The sequence below is a fragment of the Curvibacter cyanobacteriorum genome (assembly GCF_028649475.1).
GTDB lineage: Bacteria > Pseudomonadota > Gammaproteobacteria > Burkholderiales > Burkholderiaceae_C > Curvibacter > Curvibacter cyanobacteriorum.
On sequence record NZ_JAQSIP010000012.1, the window covers coordinates 99,590 to 115,765 of the forward strand.

At 68.5% G+C, this 16,176-nt stretch carries 12 protein-coding genes and 1 pseudogene; 4 read left to right on the forward strand and 9 right to left on the reverse strand.

Annotation, left to right across the window (positions count from 1 at the left end; genetic code table 11):
* Positions 1-38: 38 nt before the first annotated feature.
* The 7 genes and pseudogenes from PSQ40_RS19695 to PSQ40_RS19725 all read right to left on the reverse strand — a co-directional run bounded on the left by PSQ40_RS19695 (position 39) and on the right by PSQ40_RS19725 (position 9,677).
* Positions 39-2,888, reverse strand: coding sequence for a nitrate reductase (locus tag PSQ40_RS19695; RefSeq protein WP_273953591.1), 2,850 nt, complete (start codon positions 2,886-2,888; stop codon positions 39-41).
* 24 nt (positions 2,889-2,912) lie between these two features.
* Positions 2,913-3,716, reverse strand: coding sequence for a type IV pili methyl-accepting chemotaxis transducer N-terminal domain-containing protein (locus PSQ40_RS19700; protein ID WP_273953592.1), 804 nt, complete (start codon positions 3,714-3,716; stop codon positions 2,913-2,915).
* 115 nt (positions 3,717-3,831) lie between these two features.
* A pseudogene (locus PSQ40_RS19705) lies at positions 3,832-5,031 on the reverse strand (NAD(P)/FAD-dependent oxidoreductase); the annotation flags it as partial.
* A gap of 668 nt (positions 5,032-5,699) precedes the next feature.
* The gene (locus tag PSQ40_RS19710; protein ID WP_273953593.1) at positions 5,700-6,506 is read right to left on the reverse strand and encodes an ABC transporter ATP-binding protein; all 807 of its coding nucleotides are present in this window, start codon (positions 6,504-6,506) and stop codon (positions 5,700-5,702) included.
* Between the two features lie 24 nt (positions 6,507-6,530).
* On the reverse strand, positions 6,531-7,442 hold the full coding sequence (gene ntrB / locus PSQ40_RS19715; protein ID WP_273953594.1) for a nitrate ABC transporter permease: 912 nt from the start codon (positions 7,440-7,442) through the stop codon (positions 6,531-6,533).
* Between the two features lie 22 nt (positions 7,443-7,464).
* A complete protein-coding gene (locus tag PSQ40_RS19720; protein ID WP_273953595.1) occupies positions 7,465-8,709 on the reverse strand; it encodes a CmpA/NrtA family ABC transporter substrate-binding protein in 1,245 nt (414 codons plus the stop codon).
* A 341-nt stretch (positions 8,710-9,050) separates the two neighbouring features.
* On the reverse strand, positions 9,051-9,677 hold the full coding sequence (locus PSQ40_RS19725; protein ID WP_273953596.1) for an ANTAR domain-containing response regulator: 627 nt from the start codon (positions 9,675-9,677) through the stop codon (positions 9,051-9,053).
* A 170-nt stretch (positions 9,678-9,847) separates the two neighbouring features.
* Here PSQ40_RS19725 and tsaD point away from each other — a divergent pair, with 170 nt between their 5' ends.
* Both tsaD and PSQ40_RS19735 read left to right on the forward strand, forming a co-directional pair.
* The gene (gene tsaD, locus PSQ40_RS19730) at positions 9,848-10,915 is read left to right on the forward strand and encodes a tRNA (adenosine(37)-N6)-threonylcarbamoyltransferase complex transferase subunit TsaD (RefSeq protein ID WP_273953597.1); all 1,068 of its coding nucleotides are present in this window, start codon (positions 9,848-9,850) and stop codon (positions 10,913-10,915) included.
* Positions 10,916-11,215: 300 nt separating this feature from the next.
* Positions 11,216-11,872, forward strand: coding sequence for a response regulator (locus PSQ40_RS19735; protein WP_273953598.1), 657 nt, complete (start codon positions 11,216-11,218; stop codon positions 11,870-11,872).
* Positions 11,873-12,540: 668 nt separating this feature from the next.
* Here PSQ40_RS19735 and PSQ40_RS19740 read toward each other — a convergent pair.
* A complete protein-coding gene (locus PSQ40_RS19740) occupies positions 12,541-12,933 on the reverse strand; it encodes an Hsp20/alpha crystallin family protein (RefSeq protein ID WP_273953599.1) in 393 nt (130 codons plus the stop codon).
* A 92-nt stretch (positions 12,934-13,025) separates the two neighbouring features.
* On the opposite strand from PSQ40_RS19740, the gene PSQ40_RS19745 reads away from it, so the two are divergent.
* On the forward strand, positions 13,026-14,306 hold the full coding sequence (locus PSQ40_RS19745; RefSeq protein ID WP_273953600.1) for a branched-chain amino acid ABC transporter substrate-binding protein: 1,281 nt from the start codon (positions 13,026-13,028) through the stop codon (positions 14,304-14,306).
* 94 nt (positions 14,307-14,400) lie between these two features.
* On the opposite strand, the gene PSQ40_RS19750 is transcribed toward PSQ40_RS19745, so the two are convergent.
* Complete coding sequence (locus tag PSQ40_RS19750; RefSeq protein ID WP_273953601.1) at positions 14,401-14,856, reverse strand: hypothetical protein; 456 nt, start codon at positions 14,854-14,856, stop codon at positions 14,401-14,403.
* A gap of 96 nt (positions 14,857-14,952) precedes the next feature.
* Here PSQ40_RS19750 and PSQ40_RS19755 point away from each other — a divergent pair, with 96 nt between their 5' ends.
* Complete coding sequence (locus PSQ40_RS19755) at positions 14,953-16,122, forward strand: pyridoxal phosphate-dependent aminotransferase (RefSeq protein ID WP_273953602.1); 1,170 nt, start codon at positions 14,953-14,955, stop codon at positions 16,120-16,122.
* The last annotated feature ends 54 nt before the right edge of the window (positions 16,123-16,176 follow it).

The following is a 16,176-nucleotide window of genomic DNA, read 5'->3' on the forward strand; positions in this document are numbered from 1 at the left end:
AGAGCCGCGGATTGTCACTGAAGCTAACTGACTTCTGGCTATAAGGCCAATTCAGCCGCCTCGGTGCTGGGCCGGACCCACCGGACCAGTCGCTTGAGCTCCGGCACACATGAACCACAATTCGTGCCACATTTCAGCGCCCCCTGCAATTGTTTGAGCCGCTCGTCCTCGGTTCCGGCGCATTGGGCCAGTTGACCGCGGATGGCTTGCTCGGTCACCCCGAAGCAGCTGCACACCAGCGGGCTGCGGGGCGCCTGGGCCAGAGGGGGCTCGGCGCCGGGGCTGAGCAGGCGCTGGCCGTCGACGCTCACTGGCTGGGCGTCTTGCAGCAGGGGCCGCAGCCAGGCCTGGGCACGGGTGTCGCCCGCCAGTAACCAGCCCGTCACGCAACGCGCCCCGCCCAGGGTTTGCACCCGAATGGTCCGGCGCTGCCCGCGCTGCGGGTCGGCGTAATGCAGGCACTGCTGCGGGTCCAGCCCCAGCGCTTGTTCCAGCGCCAGCAACTGGGCGGCGGGCGGCGCCTGGTGGGCGGCGGCGCGGAACAGCAGCCCGGTGGCCTGCTGGTCGGCCTGTTCGAGCGGCGTGCGGTCGCTGAAGGGCACGCAACTGCTGAAGGCGAACTCGCCCATCAGCGCCTTGAGGGCCTCCCGCGTGCTCAGCACCTGCCCCGCGGGCAGCCAGGCCATGGCCACCAGGGTCCAGGGCAGCTTGGCGGCGCTGAGCCGCACGGCCGCGTGCTTGAGCTCGGGCTGCTTGGACTGGGGGCAAAAGGTCGAGGGCATCAGGGCGTTGACGCCCAGGTGCGGCTGGCCGTCGGCGTCGCGCCCGCTGACAAACTCCTGCCCCCAGTGCATGGGGATGAAGACCTGCTGGGGCGCCTGCTCGGCGCAGGCCTGCACGGGCAGCACCACGCTGCCGCGCCGCGATTGCACCCGCACCAGGCTGCCCTCTGCCCAGCCTTCACGGGCCAGGTCCTGGGGGTTCATTTGCAGCGCGGGCTCGGCCGCGTGGCCGAACAGGCGGCCCAGGGTGCCGGTGCGGCTCATGCCGTGCCATTGGTCGCGCAGGCGGCCGGTGTTCAGGGCGTAGGGGTGCTCGCGGTCGGTGGCCTCGGCCACCGGCCGGAACGCGGCGCTGTGGAAGCGGGCGCGCCCGTCCGGGGTCGGAAAAACGCCGTCTTCGTACAGCCGCACCCGGCCTGCGCGGGCGCCCTCGGGCCAGGGCCATTGCTGGGGGCCCAGGGTGTCGAGCAGGGCGTAGCTGAGCCCGGTGATGTCGAGGTCGCGGCCGCGCGTGGACTCGCGGTGCTCGAGCCAGATGGCCTCGGTGCCGAGCAGCGCGTCCTGGGTGTCGTAAGGGAACAGCGTGGGCTGGCCCGGGCGCAGCCGGGCTTCGAGGCGCTGCGCCAGCGCCACGCCGATGGCCCAGTCGTGGCGTGCCTCGCCGCGCGGCGGCAGCGCGGCCCGCACGCGGCTGATGCGGCGTTCGCTGTTGGTCACGGTGCCGGTTTTTTCACCCCAGGGGGTGGCGGGCAGCAGCAGGTCGGCATAGGCGGTGGTGGCGGTGGTGGCAAAGGCCTCTTGCACCACCACGAACTCGGCGCGCTCCAGTGCGCGTCGCACGGTGGCCTGGTCGGGCAGCGACTGCGCCGGGTTGGTGCAGGCGATCCACAAGGCCTTGATCTCGCCGTCGGCCGCGGCCTGGAACATCTCGATGGCCGATTTGCCGGGCACCGCCGGCACGTCGGCCACGCCCCACAGGGCGGCCACCTCGGCCCGGTGGGCTGGGTTGCCCATGTCGCGGTGGGCGCTGAGCAGGTTGGACAGGCCGCCCACCTCGCGCCCGCCCATGGCGTTGGGTTGGCCTGTCAGCGAGAACGGGGCCGCCCCCGGGCGGCCGATCTGGCCGGTGGCCAGGTGCAGGTTGATCAGCGCGGCGTTCTTGCTGGTGCCACTGCTGGATTGGTTCAGGCCCTGGCAGTAGAGGCTCAGTGTGGCCGGGGAGGTGGCGAACAGGCGGGTCGCTTCGCACAGGTCTTCGACCCGCAGGCCGCAGACCTCGGCGGTGCGCTCGGGCGTGCAGTCACGCACCAGCTCGACCAGGGCCTCAAAACCCGTGGTGTGGGCCGCGATGTAGGCGGGCTGGGTCCAGCCCTCGCGCAGCATCAGGTGCAGCATGCCGTGGTAGAGCATGACGTCGGTGCCGGGTTGCAGCGCCAGGTGCAGGTCGGCCAGTTCCACCGTGTCGGTGCGGCGCGGGTCGACCACCACGATCTTCATCTCGGGGCGGGCGCGTTTGGCGTCTTCGATGCGTCGGAACAGGATCGGGTGTGCCCAGGCGGTGTTGCTGCCGGTGATGAACAGGCAGTGCGCGTGGTCCACATCGGTGTAACTGGCCGGCGGCGCGTCGGCGCCCAGGGTGGCCTTGTAGCCGGCCACGGCGCTGCTCATGCACAGGCGCGAGTTGGTGTCCAGGTTGTTGCTGCCCAGCAGGCCTTTGACCAGCTTGTTGAAGACGTAGTAGTCCTCGGTCAGCAATTGGCCGGACAGGTAAAAGCCCAGTGCATTGGGGCCGTGTTGCTGCACCGTGTCGGCCAGCTTCTGGCCTGCCAGATCGAGGGCCTGGTCCCAGGCCAGGGCCTGCGCCGGGCCACCGCGCTGCAGGCGGCGCAGGGGCTGCAGCAGGCGGGTCTGCTGGTTGACCTGGGGGCTGGCCGTCAGGTGCAGGGTCGAGCCCTTGGTGCACAGGCGCCCCAGGTTGGCCGGGTGGGCCGGGTCGCCGCGCACGCCGGTGATGGCGTCGCCGCGCGACTCGATGATGACGCCGCAGCCAACGCCGCAGTAGGGGCAGGTGGAGCGGGTTTCGCGGGGTGCGTCGTTGAGGTTCATGGGCGGTCTCGCAGAGGGGGAGGCTCAGGCCTTTTGGGCCGCGTAGAGGCGGGTCACGCGGTCCATCACCGCAAGCAGGTTTTCGCTGCTGACAAAGACCTCGTGTAGTTGTTTGGGGCTGTTGCCCTCGGCCTTCAGCGCGGCGTCGAAGAAGACCCATTGGCCCTCGGCCAGGGCCAGTTCGTCGGCGATGCGTGGGCTGGTTTCTGGCGCCTGGCGCAGCGCGCTGGCGGCGCTGAGGAACTCCTGCCGCGCCAACTTGATCTCCTCGCGGGCGCTGGCCACCTCGAGCTGCCAGGCCGCGGCGAAATAGAAGTTGGCCATGCGCTGGGACAGCATGCGCTGGCGCCCGGCCACGTTGACCCAACGCCCGGTGGGACGCGTGGCCAGCGCTTCGAGCTGCTGGGTGCCTTGGTGGGCCAGCGTCAGCACCCGCGCATCGGCTTGCAGCAGGGCCTGCGCGGCCGGGCGGGCCGCGGGGGCCTCTTGCAGCTGCTGGCGAAACGCGTTCCAGGCGCTGTCCAGGTCGGCGTAGGTCTGGCGGATGGCCGCGTTGGGGGCGTAGCCCTGCAGGTCGTTGAGTTGGCGCTCAAACTGCTCGATCGAGCGCTGCAGCACCGGCAACGCCTGCGGGTGGGCGTTGGGCTGGGCGCGGGCCAGCCAGGCCTTGCTGAGGCGTTGCGACAGCATGCGCTGGCGGCCCGCAAGGTTGATGGCCTCCGCGAGGTCAGCGATCTGGGCCTGGGCGGGCAGGGCGAGGCCCAGCGCCAGCCCAAGGCCAAGGCGGCGGGTCAGCAGGAAACCGGGGGGGCTGGGGCGAAGCGGCATGGTGGGGCGGTTTGCGTGAGCAGTGAGGGGCCGTGAAGGGCGGTGGGGTCGGTGCGGGAGGGGCTGGGGCGCAGGGGGCGGCTCAGTGCGCCGCGGTCAGGGCGGCGGCCGGAGGGCCGAACATCAGCTGGTCGCGCAAGGGGCCCAGGGGGTGGCCTTCGCGCAGCAGCTCGAAATACCAGCTGCCGTCGCCGGTGTCACCGTAGAGGCAGGCCCCCACCAGCTTGTCGCCGCGGATCACGAGCTTTTTGTAGATGCCGCGGTAGGGGTCGTTGAGCACGATGGCTTCGCTGTGCTCGCCCCCCATGAAGTCGCCCGCTGAGAACAGGTCAATGCCGGTCACCTTGAGCTTGGTCGAGGTTTGCGAGCCGGCATAGCGCGCCATGCCCCATTCGGCCAGGTGGTTGGCCGCCACCTTGGCCTGTTCGTAGAGCGGCGCCACCAGGCCGTAGGCGGTGCCGCGGTGGGCCGCGCATTCGCCGACCGAGTAGATGCGGGCGTCGGTGACGGTTTGCAGGGTGTCGTGCACCACAATGCCGCGCTGCACCAACAGGCCCATCTGCTCGGCGAGTTCGGTGTTGGGGCGGATACCGACCGCCATCACCACCAGGTCGGCGGGGATCTCCCGGCCGTCCTGGAAGCGCAGCGCCCGCACCCGGTCCTCGGCATCGCCCAGCAGGGCTTCGGTGTGGGCCTGCAGGCAAAAGCGCAGGCCACGCGCTTCGAGCGCCCCTTGCAGCAGGCGGCCGGCGGCCTCGTCGAGCTGGCGGTCCAGCAGCCACGGGCCCACATGGACCACGGTGACGTCCATGCCGCGTTGGCGCAGGCCGTTGGCGGCCTCCAGGCCGAGCAGGCCACCGCCAATCACCACGGCGCGCCCGGGCCGGGCGGCGGCCTCGATCAGGGCCTGGGTGTCGGCGATGTCGCGGTAGGCCATGACCCCCTTCAGCGTGTGGCCCGGCACGGGCAGCATGAAGGGCTTGGAGCCGGTGCACAGCAGCAGGCGGTCGTAGCGGGCTTCGGTGCCGTCGTCGGCGCGCACCGTGCGCGTGGCCCGGTCCACCGACACCACCCTTTTGCCCACATGCAGGGTGATGTGGTGTTGCTGGTACCAGCTCAGCGGGTTCAGCACGATTTGGTCCAGCGTCTGTTCGCCGGCCAGCACGGGCGACAGCATGATGCGGTTGTAGTTGGGGTGGGGCTCGGCCCCGAACACGGTGATGTCGTAGCGGTCTGGGGCGAGTTGGAGGAGTTCCTCCAGCGTGCGCACACCGGCCATGCCGTTGCCCACCATCACCAGTTTCAGCTTGCTCATCGTGAGCCTCCGTCGCAGGAACCACCCGCAGGCGGTTCGGAAAACAAAAAAGGCGCCCTCACCGTGCCCGGCCCGGGGGCCAGAACAAGTGGGGACGCCTTCGTCCTTGGTCCCAAAGCAGCCTCATCGCCCCTTTGGAACACCCGGCCGCCTTTGGCCGTGCAGGGGTTTAAGCAATGCCTGTGCCAGACGCACCGGCCGCGCGGCCCCCTGGCGGTGGGTTGAATGGCGCGGCTGGGGGCCGTTGATGCACCAAAACAAGGCGTGGCCATGGGGGTGCACCAAAACGACGGGGCCGGCTCGAGGCCGACGCGGGGGCCGGAGGGTGGGAGGGGGCAGGCGCCGCGCCCGCTCAGCTTGGTGCGGGGCAGACGGGGGTGATGGGAGAAGGGGGTGAGGGGGCGGGTGGTGGGGTAGGCTGGCCATGCGCTGGGGCCATGGGCTGGTGCGGTCGCGCCATGGCGGCGTGGCCGCCCGGCCCCCTCGGGCCACCGCCAAATCAAAGGCCGCAGGCCCGGCCTGCCTGGGGCAGGCGCCGGCGCTGCGGCCTCGAGGGCGGCGTGGGGCGAGGGGCACTCGGCGCGCGGTGAGGCGTGCTCGCCAGACGCGCCATGCCGCGGGGGCGCCGACGTGCTGGGCGCTGGGCCCTGGGCCAGCGCTGGGGTGGCTCAGGCGGCGGTCTTTTCGACGTGGGCCTGGCGCGTGTAGAGGAAGTCGATCACCGCCTTGCGGTAGCCCAGGTACTGGGCGCTTTCGGCCAGGGCCACGCGCGAGCGCGGGCGCTCCAGCTCGACCGACAGCACCTCGCCGATGGTGGCGGCCGGGCCGTTGGTCATCATCACGATCTTGTCGGACAGCAGCACGGCTTCGTCCACATCGTGGGTCACCATGACCACGGTGGCCTGGGTCTTGGCGACGATCTCCAGCAGCTCGTCCTGCAGCTTGGCCCGGGTCAATGCGTCCAGGGCGCCGAAGGGCTCGTCCATCAGCAGCACCTGGGGCTCCATCGACAGCGCGCGCGCAATGCCCACGCGTTGCTTCATGCCGCCAGAAATCTCGCCGGGGCGCTTTTGTGCGGCCGGGGTCAGGCCCACCAGGGCCAGGGCCGCTTCGGTGCGGGCCTTGAGCTGGGCCTTGTTCTCCTTGCCGCCAAACACGCGTTCCACCGCGAGGAAGATGTTTTCGTAGCAGGTCAGCCAGGGCAGCAGCGAGTGGTTCTGGAACACCACGGCGCGTTCGGGGCCTGGGCCTTTGATTTCGCGGTTGGCGCACAGCAGCACGCCCTGGGTGGGCTGCGTCAGGCCCGCGATCAGGTTGAGCAGGGTGGACTTGCCGCACCCCGAGTGGCCGATCAAGGCCACGAACTCGCCCTTGGCGATGTTCAGGTCGATGTTGCGCAGCGCCGGGAAGGCGCCCTTGGGGGTGCGGAAGGTTTGTTCCACGCCCTGGATTTCGATGTACTTGCTGGTGTTCATGGCCGGTCTCCGGTGGGGTGGGGGTCAGCTCTTCACTTCGTCAAACGTGAAGGCGGTGGCAATCTTGACCAGGGCGTACTCGAGCAGCAGGCCCACGATGCCGATCACGAAGATCGCGATGATGATGTTCTTGACGTTGAGGTTGTTCCACTCGTCCCAGACCCAGAAGCCGATGCCGACGCCGCCGGTCAGCATCTCGGCCGCCACGATCACCAGCCAGGCCGTGCCCACGGCGAGGCGCACACCGGTCAGCATGTAGGGCAGCACCGAGGGGAACAGGATCTTGGTGAAGATCTTCCATTCCGACAGCTTGAGCACGCGGGCCACGTTCATGTAGTCCTGCGGCACGCGTTGCACGCCCACCGCCGTGTTGATGATCATGGGCCAGATCGAGCAGATGAAGATGGTCCAGATGGCGGCCGGGTTGGCGCCCTTGAACACCAGCAGGCCGATGGGCAGCCAGGCCAGCGGCGAGACTGGGCGCAGCAGGCTGATCAGCGGGTTGAACATGCGCGACAGGAACTCGAAGCGCCCGATCAGGAAGCCTGCCGGGATGCCCACGGCCGCGGCCAGGCCAAAGCCCAGCGCCACGCGTTGCAGCGAGAACAGCACGTTCCAGCCCACGCCCTGGTCGTTCGGGCCTTTGCGGTAGAACGGGTCGCTGAACACGTCGACCGCTTGCTTGAAGGTTTCCAGCGGCGAGGGGATCGCGCTGGCGGTGGAGATCGACACGATCGCCCACAGGCCGATCAGCAGGCCCAGGCCCATCACGGGCGGCAGCACGCGCAGCCAGAAGCCGCGCCAGTCGTAGGGCATGCTTGGGGTGGGACTCATGGGGCGGGCTTCTTTCGGCGCACTGGCGCTGGCGGTTGGACTGGGGCTGACCACCACCGGGGTGGCGGTCTCGACGGGGTGGTGGAACACGGCGCTGACCATGGCGATCTCCTGCGGGCGGGGGTTAGGCGTTGACCTTGAAGGACTCGGCGTACTTCTTCGGGTCCTTGGCGTCCCAGACCACGCCATCGATCAGCTTACTGCTGCGCATCGCGTCCTTCGGCACGCTGATCTTGAGGCCGCTGGCGGCCTGCTTGTAGAGGTCGATTTGGTTGATCTGCTTGGCCACGGCCAGGTAGTCGGGGTGGTCCTTGAGCAGGCCCCAGCGCTTGTGCTGGGTCAGGAACCACATGCCATCCGACAGGTACGGGAAGTTCACCGCGCCGTCGTTGAAGAACTTCATGTGGTTGGGGTCGTCCCAGGTCTTGCCCAGGCCGTTCTGGTAGCGGCCCAGGATGCGTTGGTTGATGGCGTCAACGCCGGTGTTGACGTAGGACTTGTCAGCGATGGTCTCGGCCATCTTGAGCTTGTTCTGCAGGCTGGCGTCGATCCACTGGCTGGCCTCGAGCACCGCCATCATCACGGCGCGGCAGGTGTTGGGGTTCTTCTTGACGAAGTCGCCCGTGGTGCCCAGCACCTTCTCGGGGTGGTCCTTCCAGATGTCCTGGGTGGTGACGGCGGTGATGCCGATGCCGTCCATGATGGCGCGGTGGCCCCAGGGCTCGCCCACGCAATAGCCGTCCATGTTGCCCACGCGCATGTTGGCCACCATTTGCGGCGGCGGCACGGTGATGACCTTGGCATCCTTCATGGGGTTGATGCCCACGCTGGCCAGCCAGTAGTACAGCCACATGGCGTGGGTGCCGGTGGGGAAGGTCTGGGCAAAGGTGTATTCGCGCTTTTCGCTGCCCATCAGCTTGGCCAGGCTGGCGCCGTCCACTGCGCCTTTGTCGGCCAGCTTCTTGGACAGGGTGATGGCCTGGCCGTTGTTGTTCAGCGTCATCAGGTTGGCCATGTCCTTCTTGGGGCCCCCCAGCCCCAGGTGCACGCCGTAGATCAGGCCATACAGCACGTGGGCAAAGTCCAGTTCACCGTTGACCAGCTTGTCGCGCACCCCGGCCCAGCTGGCTTCCTTGCTGAGCACGATCTTGACGCCGTACTTCTTGTCGAAGCCCAGCACCGAGGCCATGACCACGCTGGCGCAGTCGGTCAGCGGGATGAAGCCGATCTTGACTTCTTCCTTTTCAGGCTTGTCCGAACCGGCCGCGTGCACCAGGGCGCGCAGGGCAGGGGTCAGGCCCGCTGCACCCACGGCAGCGGTTTGCAGGACAGCGCGTCGGCTCAGGCTGGTTTTCAACACTTGGGTCATGGGGCACTCCTTAGGGCAGAACAGAAAAGCAAAAAAGGCGTCCTCACGCCCGCGCTGTCAGCCGCCGAAAGGGCACAGCACGGGGTGGGGACGCCTTTGTCCTTCAGACCACTCTGGCCCGCCATTGGACCTGAATGAACTGGTGACCATCGTTGGTCATTGCACCCTGTTATGCAAACCTTGTGCCAGGTCTTGGCAGGGCCTGGCGACGCTGGTTTCAGGGCGAAGGGGGTGGGTGGCGCGCGCGGCGCACCAGCATTGCGCCTGGGGTGCACCTGAATTGTGCGCTGCACTGTGTCGCCTGGGGCGGGCGCCCGGGTGGGCCAGCGCCCGCGCCGGGGTCAGCCCAGCAGGTCGGCCACGTCAAGCATGCGCTGCGCCACCTCGGCCACCCGCAGGCCTTTGTCCATCGCGGCCCGGCGCAGCTTGTCGTAAGCGGCTTGCTCGGTGAGTTGCTGGCGCGCCATCAGCAGGCCCTTGGCCCGGTCAATGACCTTGCGCTCCCGCAATTCGGACTGGGCGTCGGCCAGGGCGCGACGCAGGTGCTCCTCATGCCGAAAGCGGGCCATGGCCACGTCCAGGATGGGGCGGATGCGCTGCGCCGACAAACCCGCCACGATGTAAGCCGTGACCCCGGCGGCCACCGCGTCGTGCACATGCGAGGTGTCGCTGTCGTTGGTGAACATGACGATCGGACGCCGCGCTTCGCGCGTGGCCATCACCACATGTTCCAGTGCGTCGCGCGCTTCACTTTCGGCGTCGACAATGATCAGGTCGGGTTGCAGCTGGCCCAGGCGCTCGGCCAGGAACACATCGGCGGGCAGGGTGGCCACCAGGTTGAAGCCGTTTTCGAGCAAGCCGATGCGCAGGCTGCGCGATCGCTCAGCCTGTGAGATGGCGTGCTCATCACCGGGGTCTTCGACCGCCAAGTCCGGCGCGACCACCACGATGCGCAGTGATTCGGTCATGGCGCTATTGTGCAAGATCCCGCCCGCTGGGCGGGGCGTTGGCCTGGCTCGGCGCGGGGCGGTCGGTCGGGCGTCCGGCCCCTGGCGGGCCTGATGGCCGAGGGGGCGTTGCCCCCTCGGGCGCTGCTGCGCAGGGCACTGGCTACACTTCATGCCCGATGACGAAGCCCTTGTTAACCCCTGTCGAAGCTGCCCGCGCCCCTGGTTTGGTGCTGGGCATCGAGTCCTCCTGCGATGAAACGGGCGTGGCCCTGGTCCATGCCGACGGCACGGGCGTGCCACGCCTGGAGGCCCACGCGCTGCACAGCCAGATCGAGATGCACCAGGCCTACGGTGGTGTGGTGCCTGAGCTGGCCAGCCGCGACCACATTCGACGGGTGTTGCCGCTGGCACGCCAGGTGTTGGCCGAGGCCGGCCGCCGCCTGGACGAGGTGGATGTGGTGGCCTACACCCGCGGGCCGGGCCTGGCGGGCGCTTTGCTCGTGGGCTCGGGCGTGGCCTGTGCGCTGGCCGCTGCGCTGGGCAAGCCGGTGTTGGGTGTGCACCATTTGGAGGGGCATTTGCTGAGCCCTTTCCTCAGCGCCGACCCGCCCGAGTTCCCCTTTGTCGCCTTGTTGGTGTCGGGTGGGCACACCCAATTGATGCGTGTCGATGCGGTGGGCGACTACCGCATCCTGGGCGAGACCATCGACGATGCAGCGGGCGAGGCCTTTGACAAATCGGCCAAGCTGCTGGGCCTGGGTTACCCCGGTGGGCCCGCGCTGTCGCGCCTGGCGGAGCAGGGCGACGCCACGGCTTTCAAGCTGCCCCGACCGCTGTTGCACAGCGGCGACCTGGACTTCTCCTTTGCGGGCCTCAAGACCGCCGTGCTGACCCAGGCGCGCAAGCTCGGCGACGATCTGGCGGCGCGCCAGGCCGACTTGGCGGCGAGCACGCAGGCGGCCATCGTCGAGGTGCTGCTCAAGAAGTCGATGAGCGCGCTGCGTGAGACGGGCCTGCGCCGGCTGGTGGTGGCCGGGGGCGTGGGCGCCAACCGCGAGCTGCGCCGGCAGCTGAACGCCGCGTGCGCGGCGGCGCGCGTGCGGGTGCACTACCCCGAGTTGCACCTGTGCACCGACAACGGCGCCATGATCGCCATGGCCGCCGCCATGCGCCTGCAGTCGGGCCACGCGGTGGCCGACCACCGCTACAGCTTTGATGTGCGGCCGCGCTGGCCGTTGGACGCGATCGACACGTGACGCTGACGGGGCTCAAGCGGCTGAGGCGCTGGCCCCACCGCGCCCCGGCGGCCCTTGGTCGGGCCGGCCTCGTGGCCTTGGGGCCTTGGGGCCTTGGGGCGGCGGGCGTGTCGCTTTGGGCGTTTCGGTGCGCGGGGTGGCATCGGCGTCTCTTGATTTGAAGCCGTTGGGGTTTGATTTGAAACCGCTGAGCCCATTGAATCTTTTGCCATTTGGCATGTCATAGTGAAAAACTAATTTTTTCAACTATCACTTTGTTGAACTTGACAATTTAATTGGCAAATTCGGTAGAATTGATTCATGAGCTCCGAAAACACATTTTCCCCAGCGCCTCCCCCAGGCGAGCACTGCACCACGATCGAGGTGGCTCGTGAATTGGGCATGGCGGTCCGTTCGGTCCAAATGATGGTGGACCGGGGTGAGTTGGAGGCCTGGAAAACCCCCGGTGGGCACAGGCGTATATCGCGCATTTCGGTGGACCGATGGCTGGCCAATCGCCGCGCCGGTCGCCGCGGTGCTCAGCGCGGCAGCCCGGCCAACCCGCGCCGCGTCCTGTTCATTGAAGACTCTGCGCATTACCAGAACCTGGTGTCGCTGATGATGCAGCAGCACTTCCCCGAAGTGGCCCTGCACCTGGCCGACGACGGCATCGTGGGCCTGGCGATGTACGGCCAGTTGCAGCCCGATGTCTTGCTGCTGGACCTGCTGTTGCCGGGCATCGATGGCGCCACCTTGCTGACCAGCTTGCGGGCCCACCCCGAACTCAACCGCAGCCAGTTGGTGGTTGTCACCTCGCTCGATGAAGAGCAGCGGCGCCCCTATGCGTTCGCCTTGCGCGACATCCCGCTGGTCTACAAGCCCAATCTGGTGACGGACCTGCCCAAGCTGTTGAACCGTTTGCTCAACGACGACGACGGCGCGCACACCAGCGCGGCCCTGGGCGACACCACCGTCTGAGGGCGCTCAACGGCTTGTGGGCGCCAGGCTGTGGCGCCCCCCGGGCCCGCGGGTGTGGCCCGTTCTTGAGGCCCGTTTTGATACGCCTGTCACCGAACCCCGGCGGCGCTTGCGCGGCCGGGGTTTTTTGCGTCTTTTTTCATCTTGGTCGCAGCGGGGCTTGGCGGGCTGATCAATGTGCGGCGCCGTTTCGATAACTATCATTTGCGCCCCTTCCCGTCCCTTCATGCCCCTTGGTTCTGGGGGCGGTCGGTCGGGGCCTGAAGGCGACGCGGCCAAGACCCTGTGGCCACCCCGGTGCCCGGCTTCGGTGCATGCCTCTGCTGCGCCACCAAGGGGCGGGCGGAGCTGGGTGAACCAAGGCCGCCGCCGCTGTGAAGCGCTCACCCCAGGCGCCTCGGTTTCGGCGGCCGGTCCCCAAAAAAGCAGGCCTCCATCCGGAGGCCTGGGTTGGGCGGTTTGGGTGCTGGGTGGCCCTGCAGGGTCGGTGGGCCTTGGTGGGCTCAAGAGGCCTCGGCGAACCTTTGTCCTGAAGCCTTTGGCGTTGCTTTCAGCGATGGCCTCTGCGTTGCGGCCAGCCTGGGGACCTGCCTTGGGGGGCGCCCCGGTGCGCGTCGGGGCGCGCGATCCGTAGGTCACCGCGGCCACCCGCTGGGTTCAGGCTGGGTTCACTCGATGGTCAAGCGCGTGACGGGGTCGAGCGGGGCCTTTTTGGCCAGCGTGATGGACAGCACGCCGTTCTCCAGGCGGGCGCGGCTCTGGCTGGCCTCGATGTCCTGTGGCAGTTCGTAGGCGGCCTGGTACTGGCGCGGTGCGTCGGCCACGCTGCTGATGCGCACCGTGTTGTGGGTCAACTCGATTTGCAATTGCTCGCGGCTCAGACCGGGCACGTCGAGTTGCAGGGTGCAGTGCTGTTCGTCTTGTTCGAAACGGGCTGGGATTTCCGCAGCGCGGGCAGGGGCTTTTTGCAGTGCCTGGCCGAGAAAGCGCTCCAGGTGGCGGTCGGTGACGCGCAGGCCGGGCAGGTAGGCGGAATGGCGGATGACGGGCGCGAAGATCATGGGACGGGTCCTTTACACTGCGCGGCGCTCGAATTGAGCCCCGCATGGATCGAAGGTGTGATCCCTGCGTTTTTTTTCAAGGAATTTTCTTCATGGAATATCTGCGCAGATCCCTCTTGAAAACGGCGGCGCTGGCGTTATCTGCCGGCCTCGCACCGTTGTCCCAGGCGCAGTCGGCGAATGCCACTGGGCCGATTCGATTGGCGCTGATCGAGGGCCTCAGTGGCCCGTTTGCCAACGCGGGTGAGGCGGTGTATCGCAATATTCTGTGGGCGGTCGAGCGCGTCAATGCGCGCGGTGGGGTCAAGCTGCCGGGCGGCGCCCGCCTGCTGCAACTGGACCGCTACGACAGCAAAGGCCAGAACGAGGAAGCCCTGTCGGCCCTGCGTTCGGCCATCGACGATGGCTGCCGGGTGGTGCTGCAAGGCAACTCCTCGGCCACCGCGGCCGTGCTGCTGGATGCCATCCAGAAAAACAACGACCGCGATCCGTCGCGCCGGGTGCTGTTCCTCAACTACTCGGCCGTCGACCCGGCGCTGACCAACGAGCGCTGCAGCTACTGGCACTTCCGCTTCGACGCCCACGCTGACATGCGCATGGCTGCCCTGATGGAGGTGATCCGCGAGGACCGCGCGGTGAAGAGCGTCTACCTGATCGGTCAGGACTACAGCTTTGGCCAGGCGGTGCTCAAAGAGGCCCGCCGCCAGTTGGCGGAGCAGCGGCCGGACGTGCACATCGTGGGCGATGAGCTGCATCCGCTGGGTCGGGTCAAGGACTTTGCGCCCTATGCGGTCAAGATCAAGGCCAGCGGGGCCCAGGCGGTGATCACGGGCAACTGGGGCAATGACCTCACGCTGCTGATCAAGGCGGCCCGCGAAGTCGGTTACGACGGCCGCTTCTTCACCTACTACGGCAACGCCCTGGGGGCGCCGGCGGCCATCGGCGACGCCGGCGTGGGGCGCGTGGTGGCGGTGGCCGACTGGCTGCCCAATGTGCCGGGGGCGCAGAGCGAGGCCTTCTACCAGTCGTTCCGCCAGCGCTTCCCCAAGCCGGCCGACGACTATGTGCACATGCGCATGCAGCTCATGATCGAGGCCCTGGCGCAGGCGCTGGAGAAAGCCGGCAGCACCGAAGCCGGTGCGGTGGCCAGCAAGCTCGAGGGCAGCACGGTGTCGCTGTCGGGGCAATCGGGCACCATGCGCGCCTCGGACCACCAGTTCCAGCAGGGCCTGACGGTGGGGGTGATGGACAAGCAGGGCAGCCCCGGGGTGCGCTTTGACGTCGAGGGCTCGGGCTACGGCTTCAAGGTGATCCGCCAGATCCCGGCCAGCAAGGCCGAGATGGCGACCAGCTGCCGCATGGTTCGCCCCTGAGGTCCGGCGTGGGCGGGGCCCCGCCACTGCTCGCGGGCAGGTCGCTCGGGCGCGGTTGAGCGGCTGGCGCGCGCCAACCGGCTGCGCCCAGGTCTTAGCGCGTGTAGCCCTCGCAGGCGCCGGCATTGGGCCGTCCGGCGCATTCGCGCAGCAAGCGTCGATCGCGCTCGCTGCGGGACTCTTCACTGCCCGAAGGCGGAGCCGGCTTGGCCTTTGAGCGGCCTTTGCCTTTTTTGGGGGCCGCCTTGGCCTGGCTTGCCAACCCCGGTGCCTGGGCGCTGAACCGGCCTGCGCCGGACACCAGGCCCTCTGGGCGAGGCACGGGCCTGGCGATCCCGGTGATGGTGGCCCCACGGGCTGCGGGGCCGGCGGCGAGCCAGGCTGCGCGCGAGGCTGCGTGCGAGACCACAGGCGCCTTCGCGGGCACCGCCGCCTCCGCCAGGGGCGTGGCCGCGAGTGCCCAGGCGCCGAGCAACAGCCAGGGGCTCAGGCGCGGCCGGTGGCGCGGGCCTGGCAGCGATGGGACCGATGGGTGCGGGTTGCAGGTCATGGCTTCTCCTGGTGGGCGAGCCCATGCTAGAAGGCTCCGCTAACATGCTGATTTGTTCATTTGCGCCGCCCCGGCGCGCCCCACAGGACCCGATTCATGAGACCCGCCATCCTCCAGCTCGAAGCCTCCCTGATCCGCGAAGTGGCCAATGCCGGCCTGGGGCGGCCCGACGTGCTGGCCTTCTGGTTTGGCGAGAGCGACGAAGTCACGCCCGCCGCGGTGCGCCAGGCCGCCATCGATTCGATCGCCCAAGGCGAGACCTTCTATGCCCACAACCTGGGCCTGCCCGAGTTGCGTCAGGCGGTGGCCGACTACACCAGTGCTTTGCACCGCCCGGTGGGGCCCGAGCGCGTCGCGATCACCTCGGGTGGGGTGAATGCGCTGATGCTGGCCATCCAGGCCCTGGTTGAACCCGGTGACGATGTGGTGGCGGTGACGCCGGTCTGGCCCAACCTGCTGGCCCAGCCGCTGATCATGGGTGGCGTGGTGCGCACGGTGGCGCTCAAGCCGACGCTGAGCGGCGAGGGCGCGGGCCTGTGGCAACTGGACCTGCCGGAGTTGCTGGCCGCCATCACACCGACCACGCGGCTGTTGATCGTCAACGCCCCGAACAACCCGACGGGCTGGACCCTCAGCCAGGCCGAGCAGGAGGCCATCCTGCAGCACTGCCGCCGCACCGGCACCTGGATCCTGGCCGACGAGGTGTACGAGCGCCTGTACTACGGCGAGTCGCCCAAGCAGTGCGCGCCGAGCTTCCTTGACCTGGCCGAGCCCGAGGACCGCCTGGTGGTGGTGCACAGCTTCTCCAAGAGCTTCCTCATGACGGGTTGGCGCCTGGGCTGGCTGGTCATGCCGCCGTCGATGCTCGACCCCATGGGCAAGCTGATCGAGTTCAACACCTCCTGCGCCTCGGTCTTCACCCAGCGCGCGGCGCTGGCGGCGCTGCAGCAGGTGGGCGACATCACGCCGCGCGTGGTCAGCCACCTCAAGGCTTGCCGCGACCGCCTGGTGCCGCAATTGCAGGCCTTGCCTGGCGTGCAGGTCGCCGCGGCGCCGGGGGGCATGTATGCCTTCTTCAAACTGGCAGGCCATGACGACTCGCTGGCGGTGGCCAAGCGCCTGGTGCGCGAGGCCGGACTGGGTTTGGCCCCGGGCAATGCCTTCGCGCCGCAGGCCGATGGCTGGCTGCGTTGGTGCTTTGCGTCCAAGGACCTGGAGCGGCTGGATCAGGGGGTGGCTCGACTCAAGCAGTGGCTCGGGCTATAATCCCGAAGCTTTGCATTGTGCAGGGCAGCACGCTGGCCGCATTTTCCGGCAGCC